The sequence below is a fragment of the Novosphingobium sp. CECT 9465 genome (assembly GCF_920987055.1).
GTDB lineage: Bacteria > Pseudomonadota > Alphaproteobacteria > Sphingomonadales > Sphingomonadaceae > Novosphingobium.
Genome location: NZ_CAKLBX010000001.1, coordinates 2584091 through 2599207, shown reverse-complemented (window position 1 = coordinate 2599207; position 15117 = coordinate 2584091). Strand labels below are relative to the sequence as shown.

20 protein-coding genes are annotated in these 15117 nt (G+C 62.7%); 18 read left to right on the top strand and 2 right to left on the bottom strand.

Annotated elements, in window-relative coordinates; genetic code table 11:
• The first annotated feature begins 212 nt into the window (after positions 1 to 212).
• The 15 genes from coxB to LUA85_RS12520 all read left to right on the top strand — a co-directional run bounded on the left by coxB (position 213) and on the right by LUA85_RS12520 (position 11985).
• Entirely contained in the window at positions 213 to 1253 is a 1041-nt protein-coding gene (coxB, locus tag LUA85_RS12590; RefSeq protein ID WP_231470380.1) for a cytochrome c oxidase subunit II, read from the top strand.
• Between the two features lie 30 nt (positions 1254 to 1283).
• The gene (gene ctaD, locus LUA85_RS12585) at positions 1284 to 2975 is read left to right on the top strand and encodes a cytochrome c oxidase subunit I (RefSeq protein WP_231470378.1); all 1692 of its coding nucleotides are present in this window, start codon (positions 1284 to 1286) and stop codon (positions 2973 to 2975) included.
• 165 nt (positions 2976 to 3140) lie between these two features.
• Positions 3141 to 4055, top strand: a complete 915-nt coding sequence (locus LUA85_RS12580) for a heme o synthase (RefSeq protein WP_231470370.1) — start codon at positions 3141 to 3143, stop codon at positions 4053 to 4055.
• A complete protein-coding gene (locus LUA85_RS12575; protein ID WP_231470368.1) occupies positions 4055 to 4225 on the top strand; it encodes a hypothetical protein in 171 nt (56 codons plus the stop codon). Before LUA85_RS12580 ends, LUA85_RS12575 begins: the two co-directional genes overlap by 1 nt.
• Before the next feature lies 1 nt (position 4226).
• Positions 4227 to 4856 (top strand): cytochrome c oxidase assembly protein, encoded by a 630-nt coding sequence (locus tag LUA85_RS12570; RefSeq protein WP_231470360.1) that lies wholly within the window; start codon positions 4227 to 4229, stop codon positions 4854 to 4856.
• 81 nt (positions 4857 to 4937) lie between these two features.
• Positions 4938 to 5759 (top strand): cytochrome c oxidase subunit 3, encoded by an 822-nt coding sequence (locus LUA85_RS12565; protein WP_231471866.1) that lies wholly within the window; start codon positions 4938 to 4940, stop codon positions 5757 to 5759.
• Complete coding sequence (locus LUA85_RS12560; protein ID WP_231470358.1) at positions 5759 to 6130, top strand: DUF983 domain-containing protein; 372 nt, start codon at positions 5759 to 5761, stop codon at positions 6128 to 6130. The genes LUA85_RS12565 and LUA85_RS12560 overlap by 1 nt, the downstream gene beginning before the upstream one ends.
• Positions 6130 to 6696, top strand: a complete 567-nt coding sequence (locus LUA85_RS12555; RefSeq protein ID WP_231470356.1) for an SURF1 family protein — start codon at positions 6130 to 6132, stop codon at positions 6694 to 6696. Before LUA85_RS12560 ends, LUA85_RS12555 begins: the two co-directional genes overlap by 1 nt.
• Positions 6697 to 6790: 94 nt before the next feature.
• Positions 6791 to 8197 carry a threonine synthase gene (gene thrC, locus LUA85_RS12550; RefSeq protein WP_231470354.1) on the top strand — a complete coding sequence of 469 codons (1407 nt, stop codon included), beginning with the start codon at positions 6791 to 6793 and terminating at the stop codon, positions 8195 to 8197.
• Positions 8190 to 9074: a class I SAM-dependent methyltransferase gene (locus LUA85_RS12545; protein ID WP_231470352.1), complete on the top strand. Its 885-nt coding sequence runs from the start codon at positions 8190 to 8192 to the stop codon at positions 9072 to 9074. Before thrC ends, LUA85_RS12545 begins: the two co-directional genes overlap by 8 nt.
• 72 nt (positions 9075 to 9146) lie before the next feature.
• The gene (locus LUA85_RS12540; RefSeq protein WP_231471865.1) at positions 9147 to 9521 is read left to right on the top strand and encodes a dihydroneopterin aldolase; all 375 of its coding nucleotides are present in this window, start codon (positions 9147 to 9149) and stop codon (positions 9519 to 9521) included.
• A complete protein-coding gene (locus LUA85_RS12535; RefSeq protein ID WP_231470350.1) occupies positions 9521 to 10285 on the top strand; it encodes an SDR family oxidoreductase in 765 nt (254 codons plus the stop codon). Before LUA85_RS12540 ends, LUA85_RS12535 begins: the two co-directional genes overlap by 1 nt.
• Positions 10282 to 11301 (top strand): GTP 3',8-cyclase MoaA, encoded by a 1020-nt coding sequence (gene moaA / locus LUA85_RS12530; protein WP_231470349.1) that lies wholly within the window; start codon positions 10282 to 10284, stop codon positions 11299 to 11301. Before LUA85_RS12535 ends, moaA begins: the two co-directional genes overlap by 4 nt.
• Position 11302: 1 nt before the next feature.
• On the top strand, positions 11303 to 11539 hold the full coding sequence (locus tag LUA85_RS12525; protein WP_231470347.1) for a MoaD/ThiS family protein: 237 nt from the start codon (positions 11303 to 11305) through the stop codon (positions 11537 to 11539).
• Between the two features lie 2 nt (positions 11540 to 11541).
• The gene (locus tag LUA85_RS12520) at positions 11542 to 11985 is read left to right on the top strand and encodes a molybdenum cofactor biosynthesis protein MoaE (RefSeq protein ID WP_231470345.1); all 444 of its coding nucleotides are present in this window, start codon (positions 11542 to 11544) and stop codon (positions 11983 to 11985) included.
• A 19-nt stretch (positions 11986 to 12004) separates the two neighbouring features.
• Here LUA85_RS12520 and LUA85_RS12515 read toward each other — a convergent pair whose 3' ends face one another.
• The gene (locus LUA85_RS12515) at positions 12005 to 12616 is read right to left on the bottom strand and encodes a hypothetical protein (protein ID WP_231470343.1); all 612 of its coding nucleotides are present in this window, start codon (positions 12614 to 12616) and stop codon (positions 12005 to 12007) included.
• Positions 12617 to 12807: 191 nt separating this feature from the next.
• Here LUA85_RS12515 and rplU point away from each other — a divergent pair, with 191 nt between their 5' ends.
• From rplU to LUA85_RS12500, 3 genes are all read left to right on the top strand, one after another.
• On the top strand, positions 12808 to 13104 hold the full coding sequence (gene rplU / locus LUA85_RS12510) for a 50S ribosomal protein L21 (RefSeq protein ID WP_231470342.1): 297 nt from the start codon (positions 12808 to 12810) through the stop codon (positions 13102 to 13104).
• Positions 13105 to 13128: 24 nt separating this feature from the next.
• Positions 13129 to 13398 (top strand): 50S ribosomal protein L27, encoded by a 270-nt coding sequence (gene rpmA, locus LUA85_RS12505; RefSeq protein ID WP_231470340.1) that lies wholly within the window; start codon positions 13129 to 13131, stop codon positions 13396 to 13398.
• Between the two features lie 234 nt (positions 13399 to 13632).
• Positions 13633 to 14208: a GNAT family N-acetyltransferase gene (locus tag LUA85_RS12500; RefSeq protein ID WP_231470338.1), complete on the top strand. Its 576-nt coding sequence runs from the start codon at positions 13633 to 13635 to the stop codon at positions 14206 to 14208.
• A gap of 1 nt (position 14209) precedes the next feature.
• Here LUA85_RS12500 and LUA85_RS12495 read toward each other — a convergent pair whose 3' ends face one another.
• Positions 14210 to 15094: a metal-dependent hydrolase gene (locus LUA85_RS12495; protein ID WP_231471864.1), complete on the bottom strand. Its 885-nt coding sequence runs from the start codon at positions 15092 to 15094 to the stop codon at positions 14210 to 14212.
• Between the last annotated feature and the right edge of the window lie 23 nt (positions 15095 to 15117).

Sequence of the window (15117 nt, the reverse complement as noted above, 5' to 3'; positions counted from 1 at the left end):
GCAACTGTTTTCGAACGATATGAAGGCCGACGTCTCCGGCACTGCCCGAATGGGTGTGCCGCGCCTGCGAAAAATATGCGACCAGCCGCTTGAGGCTTGGCAGAACCGCGCGTATAGGCCGGTCCAATCGAGGGACTTAGAGGAGGTGCGCGAGCGCCTCCTTGATGCAGCGCAATCGCGCTCGCAAACAGGGAAAAGCGGAAACTTAGACGATGAGTCTTGCCGATACCGCCCGCACCATGGGCAAAGCAATCAGGACCCTTGGCGTTGCCGCCGCACTGACGTTCGGAACGCAGGCCTTGGCCGCTGCACCCGTCGCGCCAGACGCTGCTGCGCCTGTGGCTGCTGCATCCGACTCGGCGGCACCTGCCGTTGCTGCGGCTGTCGCACCGGCCGATGCAGGGTCCTACGTTCCCATGAAGCCGACACCTGGCAAAGGCCAGCCGGTAGACAAGGGCTGGACTTTCCAGGACCAGTATTCCGCAACCGGCGAAGAAGCCCTGTGGATGCATGACTACCTGCTCATGCCGGTGATCGTCGCGATCTCGGTCCTCGTCCTGCTGCTCCTGCTGGTCGTGATGGCCAAGTTCAACAAGCGCGCCAACCCGGTTGCTTCGAAGACCAGCCACAACACCCTGATCGAAGTGGTCTGGACGCTGGTTCCGGTACTGATCCTCGTGGTCATCGCTGTGCCATCGATCCGCCTGCTCGCGCATCAGTATGATCCGGCGCCCAAGGGTGCGGTGACCGTCAAGGTGACCGGCTATCAGTGGTACTGGGGTTATACCTATCCCGACAACGGCGGCTTCGAAGTCGTATCGAACATGCTTCCCGATGAAGAAGCGATCAAGATCGGCGAACCTGCACAGTTGGCTGTCGACAATCGCATGGTCATTCCGGCTGGTGAGCCTGTTCGCATCCAGACCATCGGCGCAGACGTGATTCACTCGTTTGCTGTTCCGTCGCTGTGGTTCAAGCTCGACGCCGTGCCCGGTCGCATCAATGAAAAGGTGCTGATGGTCAAGGAACCGGGTCTCTACTACGGACAGTGCTCGGAACTGTGCGGCGTTCGCCACGGCTATATGCCGATCGCGGTCGAAGCCCTGCCGCGCGACAAGTTTGAAGCCTGGGTGAAGACCCAGCCCGGCGGCACCGTCGGTCCGGCGGCAGAGCCTGCTCCGGCTGCCGCCCCCGCCGTGGTTCCTGCTGCGGCAGAGGCCCCTGCTGCCAGCGCTTCGGCGCCGGCCGCCTGACGCGAAGTTCATGGACAAGGTTTGACCGACATGGCCAGTATCCCCGCAAACGAAGGTTTCGATGCGCACGATCACGCGCACGACCACGATCATGATCACAAGCCGGGTTTCTTTGCCCGCTGGTTCATGTCCACCAACCACAAGGACATCGGCACACTGTACCTGATCTTTGCGATTTTCGCAGGGGTCATCGGTGGTGCGGTATCCGGCATGATGCGCGCAGAACTGGCGCAGCCCGGTATCCAGTTTCTCGGCTACTTCGCCGAACTGCTCGGCACGGCCAATCCCAGTTTCGACCAGCAACTCCACCTCTGGAACGTGCTGATCACCGCGCACGGCCTGATCATGGTGTTCTTCATGGTCATGCCCGCGATCATCGGCGGCTTTGGCAACTGGTTCGTTCCGATCATGATCGGCGCGCCGGACATGGCCTTCCCGCGCATGAACAACGTCTCGTTCTGGCTGACCTTTGTCGGCTTCTGTTCGCTGATGTTCTCGGCCTTCATGCCGGGCGGCACCGGGCAGGGCGCTGGCACGGGCTGGACCGTATATGCACCGCTCTCCACTTCGGGCTCGGTCGGTCCTGCGGTCGATTTCGCGATCTTCTCGCTGCACCTTTCGGGCGCTGGGTCGATCCTGGGCGCGGTCAACTTTATCACCACGATCCTCAACATGCGCGCGCCGGGGATGACCCTGCACAAGATGCCGCTGTTCGTGTGGTCGGTGCTGGTCACCGCGTTCCTGCTGCTGCTGGCACTGCCGGTTCTGGCCGCTGCCATCACCATGCTGCTGACCGATCGCAACTTCGGCACGACCTTCTTCGATCCCGCCGGTGGCGGCGATCCCGTCCTGTACCAGCACCTGTTCTGGTTCTTCGGCCACCCCGAAGTGTACATCATGATCCTGCCGGGCTTCGGCATCATCAGCCAGATCATCTCGACCTTCTCGAAGAAGCCGGTGTTCGGCTACCTCGGCATGGCCTACGCGATGGTTGCCATCGGCGTGGTCGGGTTCATCGTGTGGGCACACCACATGTACACCACCGGTCTCGATGTTAACACGAAGATGTACTTCACCGCTGCAACCATGGTGATCGCGGTGCCGACCGGCATCAAGATCTTCTCGTGGATCGCGACGATGTGGGGCGGGAGCCTCGAATTCAAATCACCGATGGTCTGGGCGATGGGCTTCATCTTCCTGTTCACGGTCGGTGGGGTGACCGGCGTCGTGCTCGCCAATGGCGGCGTGGACGACAACTTGCATGACACCTACTACGTGGTTGCCCACTTCCATTATGTGCTGTCGCTGGGTGCGGTCACCTCGCTCTTCGCCGGATTCTTCTACTGGTTCCCGAAGATGAGCGGCCGCATGCACAGCGAGTTCCTCAGCCACCTGCAGTTCTGGGTGTTCTTCGTCGGCGTGAACCTGATCTTCTTCCCGATGCACTTCCTCGGCGTTCAGGGCATGCCGCGTCGCTATCCCGACTATGCTCAGGCCTATGCCTACTGGAACGAGATCGCTTCGTTCGGCTATGTCATCATGGCTGCATCGGTCGGCATCTTCTTCGTGAACATCGCCTACGCATTCCTTGCCGGCAAGAAGGTGCCCGGCAATTACTGGGGCGAAGGCGCGACGACGCTGGAGTGGACGCTGTCCTCGCCGCCGCCGTTCCACCAGTTCGAAACGCTTCCCGTCATCGACGACACCGCTCACGCACACTGAGCCTGACCGACGGACAGAAAAAGGCCTCCGGGGAAACCCGGAGGCCTTTTTCATTGGTCAGCAGCGCAGAACCCCGTCCGCAGGCACAGGTTTCTCGTCAGTGCCCACCACTCGTCCCGTTTCGCTTCCCTAGTGCATCAAGCGCGCGTATAGGCCCGGCCAATCATGGACTCAGGCCAAACCCTTCCGCTCCCTGCCGACTGGCGCGATTTCTTCGCGCTGACCAAGCCGCGCGTCATGTCGCTGGTGATCTTCACCGGGCTGTGCGGGCTGCTTGCCGCGCCGGGAACGATCCATCCGGTCATCGCTTTCACCGCGATCCTGTGCATCGCCGTGGGCGCTGGTGGCGCTGCTGCGCTCAACCAGTGGTGGGAAGCCGATATCGACGCCGGTATGAAGCGCACGGCCGGGCGTCCGCTGCCTGCGGGCCGCATGGACCGCACATCGGCGCGCGACTTCGGTTTTGCGCTTGCTGGCGGCTCGGTGTTCACGATGGGTCTCGGCGTCGGCTGGCTGGCTGCGACCATCCTCGCGATCTCGATCTTTTATTATGCGTGGATATATACCGTCTGGCTCAAGCCACGCACCCCGCAGAACATCGTGATCGGTGGCGGGGCAGGCGCATTTCCGCCGCTGATCGGCTGGGTTGCGGTAACCGGCGACATTACGCTGATGCCTGTGTTGCTGTTCGCGATCATCTTCATGTGGACGCCGCCGCACTTCTGGGCACTCGCGCTGTTCGTCCAGACCGATTACGCCAAAGTCGGCATTCCGATGATGCCGGTGGTCGCTGGAGAGCGTTCGACACGTCGCCAGATCATGGCCTATGCGCTGCTGCTGTTGCCGCTGACGCTGGTGCCGTGGTGGATCGGCGGGGCAGGCGCGATCTACGGTTGGTCGGCGCTGGTATTGGGGCTGGTGTTCGTCGCGCTCTCGATCAAGGTCGGGGTACGGCGCTCGGTGCCGGGTGACGGAATGCTGCCGGAAAAGCGGCTGTTCGGTTACTCGATACTTTATCTCTTCGTTCTCTTCGGCATGCTGGTCGCTGATCGGCTTGCCATGGTGCAAGGCTGGCTGTGATGACCGAACCGCAAAAGTTGGTGCCCATGGACCGCGAGCAGACCGAACTCTATCGCAAGCGCCAGCGTAGCCGCAACAAGGTGCTGGGCATCGTGCTGTTGTCGCTTGCTGTGCTGTTCTTTGCCATCTCGATCGTGAAGATCGCCGGGCAAGCAGGCGGAGCCAACTGACATGGCCTCACGCGTCATCGCTGATCCTCGCAAAAATCGCAGAGTCGGCCTGCTGGCGGCAGCGGGCGCGGTGGCCATGCTGGGTCTGGGTTATGCCTCGGTGCCGCTTTATCGCCTGTTTTGCCAGGTGACGGGGTATGGTGGCACGACCCAGCGCGCAGATTCAGCCACCGCCGCAGGCGTGAAGGTTGCGGGCAAGATCATCACCGTGCGTTTCGATGCCAATGTTGCAAAGATGCTGCCATGGGAATTCAAGCCTGAACAGATCAAGCAGGACCTGAGGTTGGGGGAGCGCAAGATCGCGACCTATCGCGCGCGCAATCTTTCCGGCCGCCCGATCACCGGGACGGCCATGTTCAACGTCTCGCCTGAACAGGCTGGCAAGTATTTCAACAAGATCCAGTGCTTCTGCTTTACCGAACAGACGCTCAAGGCGGGGCAGGATGTGCGCATGCCGGTGATCTATTATGTGGACCCGGCGATTCTCGATGATCCTGCCGCGCGCAACATCGAAGAGATCACGCTGAGCTACACCTTCACCGAAACTGCCGAGAGCGCTGCTGCGGCCACGCAGAAGCCCATTGCACAACCGATGGAAAAGCCTCTGGACCGCGCGCAAACGCGGCGATAAAGGCCATTTTGAATTGCGTTTCGGGCGCCACGCCCGGACCACGCGTATATGACCAGATTTGACTGGGGGATTTCGACGATCATGGCCGGCGCTAAGAACCACGATTATCACATTCTGCCGCCTGACATCTGGCCGTTCATCGGTGCGATGTCGGCGCTGATCATGGCCACTGGCGGCGTCTTCTGGATGCACGAGATGGCTGGCGGCACCGCCACCTTCATGCTCGGCCTGCTGGGCGTCATCGTCACGTTCTTCTCGTGGTGGGGCAAGGTCATCAAGGAAGCGCATGCCGGCGATCACACGCCAGTCGTGCAGCTTCACCAGCGCTACGGCATGATCCTGTTCATCGCTTCGGAAGTGATGTTCTTCGTCGGCTGGTTCTGGGCTTTCTTCGATTTCTCGCTGTTCCCTTCGGAAATGGCCGAAGCCGTTGCCGGTCAATGGCCGCCAAAGGCGATCGAAGCGGTCATGGACCCGTTCGATCTGCCGCTGCTCAATACGCTGATCCTGCTGTGCTCTGGCACTACGCTCACCTGGGCGCACCACGCGCTGATCCATGGTGATCGCGATGGCCTCAAGAAAGGGCTGTGGGCAACGATCATCCTCGGCCTGATCTTCTCGGCTATCCAGGCCTATGAATATTCGGCCGCACCGTTCGCGTTCGGCACCAACACCTTCGGCTCGTCGTTCTACATGGCAACCGGGTTCCATGGTTTCCACGTGATCGTCGGCACGATCTTCCTGATCGTCTGCCTGATCCGCGCCTACAAGGGCCACTTCACTCCGCGCCAGCACTTCGGCTTCGAAGCGGCGGCGTGGTACTGGCACTTCGTTGACGTGGTCTGGCTGTTCCTGTTTGTCGCCATCTATGTGTGGGGCAGCTGGGGCTATCCGACTCACTGATGTCGTCTGGCAACGGCCAGAACACGAAGGGGCAGCCGGGGATTACCCAGGCTGCCCTTTTCGGTTTGTGCCCGCGCTGCGGTTCCAAGGGCCTGTGGGACAGCCCGGCGAATCTGGCGGCGAGGTGCGACGCCTGCGGACTTGATCTTTCGCGCTTTGAACCTGGGGGCAGGGGCCTCTACCTCGTCGTCCTGCCCGTCACGATTCTGCTCGTCCTCGCTGCGCTCAAGCTTGACGAGGCGGTGAAGCTGCCGGTGTGGGTTCTGGTCCCGCTGTGGGCCTTGGTTGTACCGCTTGCCGTGATTGGTGCGCTGCGCTTCGCCAAGGCGGTAGTGTTACGCGCACGACTCGAAAATGAGGGATTGTTGTAATGCGCCGCCTGCCGATCCTGCCCACGATCGTCGTGCTTATCGCGGTGGGCGTGATGATTCGCCTTGGCTTGTGGCAGCTTGATCGCCTGCACGAGAAGGAGGCGATGCTGGCGCGCTATAACGCGGCACAGGCGTCATCGGCGGAAATGCCTTTTCCTGCTGCGCCAGACGATGTCGATGCCGCGCTCTTTCGTCGCTCGACAGTCGATTGCCTGTCGAGCGCGAATCCCACTTCGCGTTCGGGCCGCAATGCGAACGGCGATGCGGGGATTGCCCAGATCGTGACTTGCCGCACCGCCGGTGGTGCCAGTGTCGAGGTCGTGCTCGGTCTGGCACAGTCTCCCGCCATCGTACCGTGGAGTGGTGGCCGCGTCAGTGGCTGGATCGCGCCCGGTCCGAAGCTGATCGCCGATCCGCCGCTTGCGGGCCTTGCCGCCAGCGCGCGACCTGATCCCAAGGACATTCCGAACAATCATCTGGCTTATGCGGTGCAGTGGTTCTTCTTCGCGGGCGTGGCATTGGTGATCTATGCGATCGCTTTGCGGAAGCGTTGGCAGGAGCGCTGACAGGCACCGCCCTGTCACCGCCCTGTCATGGGGCGGCGCAGGCAATGCCAGAATCCTTGCCACGCAGCCCCGTGCCCGCTAACCGGCCAATCCCATGAAGTACGTCAGCACCAGAGGGCAGGCACCCTCGCTCGATTTCCAGGGCGTCACGCTCGCAGGTCTTGCCTCCGATGGCGGGCTTTACGTGCCCGAAACCTGGCCGCAGTTCAGCGCAGACGAAATCGCCGCAATGGCCGGGTTGCCCTATGCGCAACTGGCGCAGACGATCATGCAGCCGTTCGTTGGCGACTGCCTGACGCCGGAGCGCCTGCTGGAATTGTGCGAACAGGCTTATGGCCGCTTCGCGCATGCCGCAGTCGTCCCGCTCAAGCAGCTCGACGAGACGCAATGGGTGCTCGAACTTTTCCACGGTCCCACGCTGGCGTTCAAGGACGTGGCGCTGCAATTGCTCGGCCTGCTGTTCGAGGAGTTCCTCGCCAAGGGCGAGGACCACCTGACCATCGTTGGCGCCACATCGGGCGATACCGGCTCGGCTGCAATCGATGCCGTGGCGGGCCGGGCCAAGGTCGATATCTTCATGCTCCACCCGCATGGCCGCGTGTCCGATGTGCAGCGCCGCCAGATGACCACGGTGATCGCGCCCAACGTCCACAATATCGCCATCGACGGCAGTTTTGACGATGCGCAAGCGACCGTGAAGCGCATGTTCAACGATCCCGCGATGACCGGGCGCTTCGGCATTGCTGCGGTGAATTCGATCAACTGGGCGCGGCTGATGGCGCAAGTGGTCTATTACTTCTATGCCGCGCTGCAACTCGGCGCGCCGGACCGCAAGGTCGCGTTCTCGGTGCCGACGGGCAACTTTGGCGATGTGTTCGCAGGATATGTCGCGGCGAAGATGGGACTGCCCATCGAACGCCTGATCGTGGCCACCAACGTCAACGACATCCTCCACCGCGCGCTTTCGACGGGCGACTATTCGGCGAGCACGGTGACGCCGACCGCTGCGCCTTCGATGGACATTCAGGTGTCATCCAACTTCGAGCGCCTGCTGTTCGATTGCTGCGGCCGCGATGGTGCGGCGCTGGCCGGGCAGATGCGGACGTTTGAAGCGACCAGGGCGATCCAGCTGACCAACGCGCAGCGCGAATCGGCAGCCGCCCTGGTTACCTCCGAGCGCGCCGACGCAGGTGACATGGCCAACGCCATGCGCTGGGCTTACGAGGCTTGCGGCGAAGTGCTCGATCCGCACACTGCCATCGCGCTCCATGCCGCGCGCGTGGCCGACGGTATTCCGGCGGGCGTGCCCATCGTCACTCTGGCAACCGCACACCCGGCCAAGTTCGTCGATGCGGTAGAGCGCGCCACCGGCCTGCGCCCCGGCCTGCCCGCGCGCGTGGGCGACCTGTTCGAGCGTGAAGAGCGCTGCGACCACCTGTCGGGCAGCTACGATGAAATCGCGGCCTACGTTGCCGACCGTGCGACCATGCGCAATGGCTGAACTGGACATCCAGCCAAAGCTTATGGTCGGCGAGGGCTGGGCAGACTTCGCCCTGCTCGATTCGGGCAATGGCCGGAAGCTGGAGCGTTACGGGAAATATCGTTTCATCCGGCCCGAACCGCAGGCGATGTGGAGTCCGATGTTGCCTGATTGGCAGGCCGATGCCGAATTCGTGCCCGGATCGGACGAGGACGGCGGCGGACGCTGGCAATACAATGGTCCGGTTCCGCGCGATGGCTGGGAGCTTGGCCGCGGCGATGTTCGGTTTCAGGCTTCGTGCACACCGTTCCGTCATCTTGGCTTCTTCCCCGACATGGCGCCGGTGTGGGACTGGATGGCTGCGCGGCTCGAAGGGAAAGCCGACGCGCAGACCCTCAACCTGTTCGGCTATACCGGCGTCGGAACGCTCTCGCTCAGCGACTACGGTCCGGTGACACACGTCGATGCTTCCAAGAAGTCGGTCGCGCAGGCCCGCGTCAATGCCGAACTTTCGGGGATGACGGCCCGCCCGGTGCGCTGGATCGTGGATGACGCCGCCAAGTTTGCCGCGCGCGAAGTGCGCCGCACCAGGCGCTATGACGGCATTATCCTCGATCCGCCAAAATTCGGGCGTGGCCCCGATGGCGAAGTTTGGCGGCTTGAGGAGCACTTGCCCAATCTGATCGCTGATTGCGCGCAACTGCTCGATGCCGAAAGCCGCTTCCTGTTCCTGACGGTCTATGCCGTGCGAATGTCGTCGCTGGCCATTGCCGGACTGCTGGCAGAGGCGCTGAAAGGCCTGCCCGGCACGATCGAACACGGCGACTTGTCGATCCGCGAGGAAGGCTGCGATGGCCGACTGCTGCCCACCGCGATCTTTGCGCGCTGGAAAAACTGAAACGCCCCGATAAACGAAACCTCAGGTGGTGTGCGATGGACTTGCGTGCGCCGCAATGCGAAGGCTGACGCCGTGACCGACTCCCTGATCCTCGAAGTCGCCAATTTTGAAACCGATGTCCTCACCGGGATTTACTCGGAAGAGACCGGGCGGCCGCAGCCCTTGCGCATTTCATTGCGGGTCGGCCTGGAAGTGAAGGATCGCTACACCCCCGATTGTCCGCTGACTGCCAGCAAGAACTACATGGACCTTAAATTCGCGGCCAGTCAGGGCTTGCCCCAGGGGGTGCATTTCAAGCTGATCGAAGCCGTGGCAGACCACATCTGCGAAACGCTGTTCTTTCAGGATAATCGGATAATGTGGGCTGAGGTGAAGATCGTGAAGCTGGCAATCAGCGAAAACGGAGAAGAAATCGGCATCACGCTGCACCGGCAGCGGCGCGCCTGATGGCCGATACGCGCCCGTTGGCGCTGATTACCGGCGGATGGCGGCGAATTGGCGGCGCCATCGCACGGAAGCTGGCGGCGGAGGGGTGGGACCTTGCGCTGCATGCTCATCACGCCCGGACTTTCGACGCCGAGTTCAAGGCACAGCTGGAATGGCTGGGGGCGGCGGTCCACCCTGTGGCAGGCGATCTTGAAGACCCGGCGTTTCCGCCCATGCTGATGGCGGCGGTTGCCAAGGCCGCGGGGCGTTCGCCGGACCTGCTGGTCAATTGTGCATCGCTGTTTCACGATGATCGCGCCGATACGATCACCAGTGCGGAACTGGAGCAGCACTTCCGCGTCAACCTGTTCGCACCGCTGCTGCTGACGCGCGCCTTTGCCGAAGCACTCGGCGGGCGTCCGGGCAGCGTGGTCAATATCCTTGACCAGCGCGTGATGAACCCGGTGCCCGACCAGATGAGCTACACCCTGTCGAAGCAGGCCCTGCATGCCTCTGTGCGGACGCTGGCGCGCGCCATGGCGCCGCGTGTGCGGATCAACGGCGTTGCACCGGGCCTGATCCTGCCGACGTCGGACTACGATGCTGCACAGTGGCAGCGTCTCGAAGAGATCATGCCGCTGAAACGCCTGCCCGGTGCGGACGAAATTGCCGATGCGGTGCATTACCTCAGCACCGCCGGATCGGTCACCGGCCAGACTATTTTCGTTGATGCGGGCGCAAACCTTGAATCTTACCCCCGCGACTTCGTATACATGGAGAAGTGAACAGCGCTTCCCCCAACGCCAATGTGCCCCTGATTGACCGTTTTGCGCGGCGAATCACGTATTTGCGCTTGTCGGTCACCGATCGCTGCGACTTGCGTTGCGCGTATTGCATGCCGGAACGGATGGAGTTTTTGCCCCGCGCCGAAGTGCTGACGCTTGAAGAAATGCACCGCCTTGCCCTCGCCTTCATCGAACGCGGGGTGCGCAAGATTCGCCTTACGGGGGGCGAACCGCTTGTCCGGCGTGACATGATCCAGCTGGTCCAGGCTCTTGGCCGCAAGTTGGGTGACGGTCTTGACGAACTGACCCTGACGACCAACGGGACGCGGCTGGCGGAATTTGCCGATGGTCTCGCGGCGGCTGGCGTGAAGCGCGTCAATGTCTCGCTCGACACGCTCGACCGCGCCGCGTTCGCCAAACTCGCGCGTCGCGACATGCTGCCGCAAGTGCTCGAAGGCATCGCTGCGGCCAAGGCGGCGGGTCTCAAGGTCAAGATCAACGCGGTCGCGCTGAAAGACATCAACGAAGCAAGCCTGCCCGATCTGATCGCATGGGCGCACGGACGGGGCCATGACGTTACCCTGATCGAGGTCATGCCTCTGGGCGAAGTCGAAGGCGACCGCTTCGATCATTACCTCCCGCTCGATGCCGTACGCCGTGATCTCGAACGGCGCTGGACGCTTACCCCCAGCGATGCCCGCTCCGGCGGGCCTGCGCGCTACGTCGATATTGCCGAAACCGGCGGGCGGCTGGGCTTCATCACGCCCCTGACCGGCAATTTCTGCGAAGGCTGCAACCGTGTGCGGGTGACCGCCACCGGGCAGCTCTATATGTGCCTTGGCGGCGAGGGCCGGGTCGATCTGCGCGCGGCACTGCGTTCGGACAACCCGGACGAGCAGCTGGCAACCGCATTTGCCCGCGCGATGGGCGAGAAGCAGGAGCGTCACTCTTTCGTGATCGACCGTCCGGGCGGCGCACCTGCCGTTTCGCGCCATATGTCTACCACTGGCGGCTGATATGCCACGGCTGGTATTCATGGGAAGGCTCGAAGACATTGCGGGCACGGGCGAACTTGTGGTGTCGGCAGGACCGCTCGAACGGATTCTCGCCGCGCTTGATCCGGCGCTGGCGGTCCAGTTGCTTGGCGAGAAGGTGCGCATGGCGCTCAATGGTCGCCTGATTACGGATATGGGCGGGATTTCGCTGGGTGAGGGCGACGAATTGGCATTCCTGCCGCCTGTAAGCGGTGGCTGAGCATGGCTGACGTCAGGTTGGCCGAAATGGCGCTCGACCCGGTGGCAGAGATCGCCGCGTTCAACGCGCGGCATGCAACATCGGGCGGTATTGTCACGTTTCTTGGCCAGGTGCGTGAAGGCGGTGGCGTCGAAGCGCTCGAACTCAAGCATTATGGGCCGATGACGCTGCCGGGCATGACGGAACTGGCCCGCGTTACCGAATCGCGCTGGCCGCTTGAAGGCCTGCTGATCGTTCATCGCAGCGGGGTGATGCATCCCGGTGATCCGATCGTGCTGGTCGCCGCCGCCGCGCGCCACCGTCGCGATGCCTTTGCTGCCGCCGATTTCGCGATGGACCATCTCAAGAGCGAAAGCTGGTTCTGGAAGCGCGAGAAGACCGCCGATGGCTGGCGCTGGATCGAACCGCGCGCGCAGGATCACGACGATCTCGCCCGCTGGCGTTAGATTTCCAATGGTGGCGGGATCAGCCCGCCAAACGCGCCAGCAGCGAATCGATCACGGCGGTTTCACTGGCAGCCAGCGCTTCCACTTCGGCACGTGCTTCCAGCACGGCCTTGAAATCCGCATCGGCCCCGTCTGCCACCCGATTGCTGGCTTCAACCTCCAGCCTGTCCAGATCGGCCAGCGGCAGGCCTAGAATCGACCGTGCCGATTCGAGCTGGGCCACGGCCACCGATGCCACCGACCATGCCTCGGTGCCCTTGGGCGATCGTGCAGCGGCGCTGACCGCGCGGATGGCCGCTGGCTGACGCGCGGTGAAACGGTCATGCGCTTCGCGCGCCGCACCGCGCAGTCCCGCCAGTCGGCTGACGAGCGCTGCGGAAACCGGGGGCTGCGGCGCTGGCGTACTTTGTGCGGCGCGGGCAGAGGCATAGACATCCTCGGCAGGACGCCGGGCTAGAGAGGGGAAATCAGACCGTGGCGCGCAGCCACCCATCAGGAGAGCGGCGCCGGTCAGAGGAAGAAGCGCGCGGCGGGGATTGCACATTGCCATGGCCGCGCCATAGCATGGCTGGCCCGTCCCGCCAGCGCCGGATGCATGGCCCCATGCGTGAATTGCGCGCGGACACTGCAATTTCAGCGGGTTTCTGGCGTCAGGCGGCATTGACACAAGGCGGGGCTTGGATTATCCGCCCCCTTCTTTCCGGGACCCCTCATTCGTGTGGGGAAACGGTGCGTTGCCCGTTGTCAGCGATTCGCAGGCGTAGGGCGCCTCAAGTGGATCGCCTTGGGTAACCTGGGCATTTGGAACGGATAGCAGAAACCATGTTCGCAATCGTGCGCACGGGCGGCAAGCAGTATCGGGTTGCCGCCGGAGACAAGATCGCGGTCGAAAAGCTGGCGGGTGAAGCCGGCGATACGATCACGCTCGGTGATATTCTTCTCGCCGGTGAAGGCGATTCGCTCGCTGACGCTGCTGCGGTCACGGTTTCGGCCGAGATCATCGCGCAGGCGAAGTCGGAAAAGGTGATCGTTTTCAAGAAACGTCGCCGCCACAACTACCGTCGCAAGAACGGTCATCGCCAGCAGATGACCCTGCTGCGCATCCTGTCCGTCGCCTAAGCGAACAGTTCGGAGTAATTCGATATGGCACATAAGAAAGCAGGCGGCTCTTCGCGCAACGGTCGCGACTCGGCAGGCCGCCGCCTTGGCGTTAAGAAGTTCGGCGGTCAGGAAGTGATCGGCGGCAACATCATCATCCGCCAGCGCGGAACCCGCGTATATCCCGGCGTCAATGTCGGCATGGGCAAGGACCACACCCTGTTCGCACTGGGTGAAGGTCGCGTACGCTTCCATGGTGGCAAGCTCGGCCGCAAGTACGTGTCGGTCGACGTGATGGCCGAAGCAGCAGAATAACCGGATGGTCGTTCAAAGGGCCATCCCGATGGGGTGGCCCCGCCAGTCTATGCAGGCTGGCCGATAGAGGGAGAGGGCCACGCCCGTCTCCCTCTTTTCATGTCTCCCTCAGCCGTCCACCGCGCAGATTCCGTCCGTCGCGATAAGCAATCGTCCGGGCGCAAGGCGCAACATGGCTGTCACTTCGCGCGCTTAACTGCGCGTTGGGGCAAGGGCCGAGTTTAGGAGACTGAGATGTTCATTCGCAGCGAACGGCTGTTCCTGCGGCCCGGCTGGCCGGAGGATTGGGCCGAGCTTCACGCCCTGATCGACGATGAAGCCATCGTCTGCAACCTGACCCGTGTACCTTGGCCTTATGGTCCCGATGAGGCGCGCAGCTTTGCCGCAAGTGCGCAGGGTACGCGTCACCCGCATTTCTTTGTGACCATTCCGGGTGCCACCGGCGCTCGTCTGGTCGGCAGCGCAGGACTTGTCGACGACGACGGCGAAACTGCGATCGGATACTGGATCGCCCGCCAGCACTGGAACAAGGGCTATGCCACCGAGGCTGTGCGCGCCTTGCTGGCGCTTGCGGCAACGCTGGGCCATCGCCGTATCGTGGCATGGCACTTTGCCGACAACGCCGCTTCGGCGCGGGTTCTGGCAAAGACCGGGTTCCGGCCAACCGGAGAAATGCGCCTTGCGCGTAGCGCCGCGCGCCGCGTCGCTGCGCCAACAATCATGCACACGATAGAGCTGCGCGAACCTGCCGGGTGCGATGGCCCGGAAGATGGTGGCTTCAATCCGATGCGAACCTTGCGCGCGGCCTGATTCAGCGCGCCAGCACGGCGTCCGCAAATGCACTGTCGGCCCTGGCAATCAGCGCGCGGTTATCGTGTTGCCACGGATGGAAGCCCGGCATGAAATAGCTGAGCCATGCCGGAAATACGCGGCGGATCACACCGGGCTTCCACAGCAGGTAAGCGGCCAGCCGCCACTTCCACTTCGCGCCGGTCAATCCGTCCTGCGCCAGCAGGTCCAGAGTGTCTTCCACCCGGTGAGTGAAAAAGTTCTTGGTCACGATCAGCATCATCAGCGATTTGACCTTCCAGCGTTTCCACCGGCTCCATCCCTTCGTCGCATGCAGCCATGTATCGTAGGCCACGCCCTTGTGCTCGATTTCCTCGATTGCATGCCAGCGCCACATATCGGCGGGTTCCGTTTCGGCCCCGGCAAAGTGCGCCGGGTTGGCAAGGAATTCGTGCGCCATCATCGCGGTGTAGTGTTCCAGCGCCATAGTGGCTGCCAGATTGACGATCACCGGACGGTCCTTCGTCAACGCGAGCATTTCTTCCACACGCCTGTCGATTTTGGCGATGTCATAGCCTGCGGCCTCGGCCGCGCGGTTGAACGCGACGTGTTCGCGCGTGTGATTGATCTCCTGCTTTATGAAAACGCGGATTTCGGCCTCAAGCTTGGGCGGGGCGCCTTCGCGGTGAGCCTTGATCGATTCGATGAAGAAGGCTTCGCCGCGGGGAAACGTGGCAGAAAGCGCGTTGTGCCATGCGGTTGCCACCGGATCGTTGTTCAGCCACCAGCGGCCTGGCGGTGCATTGCGTCCGAAGCGTTGATCGCGGATAGTGATCGTCAGGTCCGGGGGTGTAGGCACCTGCTTGTCGGCAGTCGTCGTGCGTTCTAGGGCAGAGGGAAGGGGCATGGCGTTCATGGGCCGGAATTTAG

Coding starts and splice junctions, on each gene's coding strand:
- coxB (WP_231470380.1), top strand. CDS start 213: ATGAGTCTTGCCGATACCGCCCGCACCATGGGCAAAGCAATCAGGACC.
- ctaD (WP_231470378.1), top strand. CDS start 1,284: ATGGCCAGTATCCCCGCAAACGAAGGTTTCGATGCGCACGATCACGCG.
- LUA85_RS12580 (WP_231470370.1), top strand. CDS start 3,141: ATGGACTCAGGCCAAACCCTTCCGCTCCCTGCCGACTGGCGCGATTTC.
- LUA85_RS12575 (WP_231470368.1), top strand. CDS start 4,055: ATGACCGAACCGCAAAAGTTGGTGCCCATGGACCGCGAGCAGACCGAA.
- LUA85_RS12570 (WP_231470360.1), top strand. CDS start 4,227: ATGGCCTCACGCGTCATCGCTGATCCTCGCAAAAATCGCAGAGTCGGC.
- LUA85_RS12565 (WP_231471866.1), top strand. CDS start 4,938: ATGGCCGGCGCTAAGAACCACGATTATCACATTCTGCCGCCTGACATC.
- LUA85_RS12560 (WP_231470358.1), top strand. CDS start 5,759: ATGTCGTCTGGCAACGGCCAGAACACGAAGGGGCAGCCGGGGATTACC.
- LUA85_RS12555 (WP_231470356.1), top strand. CDS start 6,130: ATGCGCCGCCTGCCGATCCTGCCCACGATCGTCGTGCTTATCGCGGTG.
- thrC (WP_231470354.1), top strand. CDS start 6,791: ATGAAGTACGTCAGCACCAGAGGGCAGGCACCCTCGCTCGATTTCCAG.
- LUA85_RS12545 (WP_231470352.1), top strand. CDS start 8,190: ATGGCTGAACTGGACATCCAGCCAAAGCTTATGGTCGGCGAGGGCTGG.
- LUA85_RS12535 (WP_231470350.1), top strand. CDS start 9,521: ATGGCCGATACGCGCCCGTTGGCGCTGATTACCGGCGGATGGCGGCGA.
- LUA85_RS12525 (WP_231470347.1), top strand. CDS start 11,303: ATGCCACGGCTGGTATTCATGGGAAGGCTCGAAGACATTGCGGGCACG.
- LUA85_RS12520 (WP_231470345.1), top strand. CDS start 11,542: ATGGCTGACGTCAGGTTGGCCGAAATGGCGCTCGACCCGGTGGCAGAG.
- rplU (WP_231470342.1), top strand. CDS start 12,808: ATGTTCGCAATCGTGCGCACGGGCGGCAAGCAGTATCGGGTTGCCGCC.
- rpmA (WP_231470340.1), top strand. CDS start 13,129: ATGGCACATAAGAAAGCAGGCGGCTCTTCGCGCAACGGTCGCGACTCG.
- LUA85_RS12500 (WP_231470338.1), top strand. CDS start 13,633: ATGTTCATTCGCAGCGAACGGCTGTTCCTGCGGCCCGGCTGGCCGGAG.
- LUA85_RS12495 (WP_231471864.1), bottom strand. CDS start 15,094: ATGCCCCTTCCCTCTGCCCTAGAACGCACGACGACTGCCGACAAGCAG.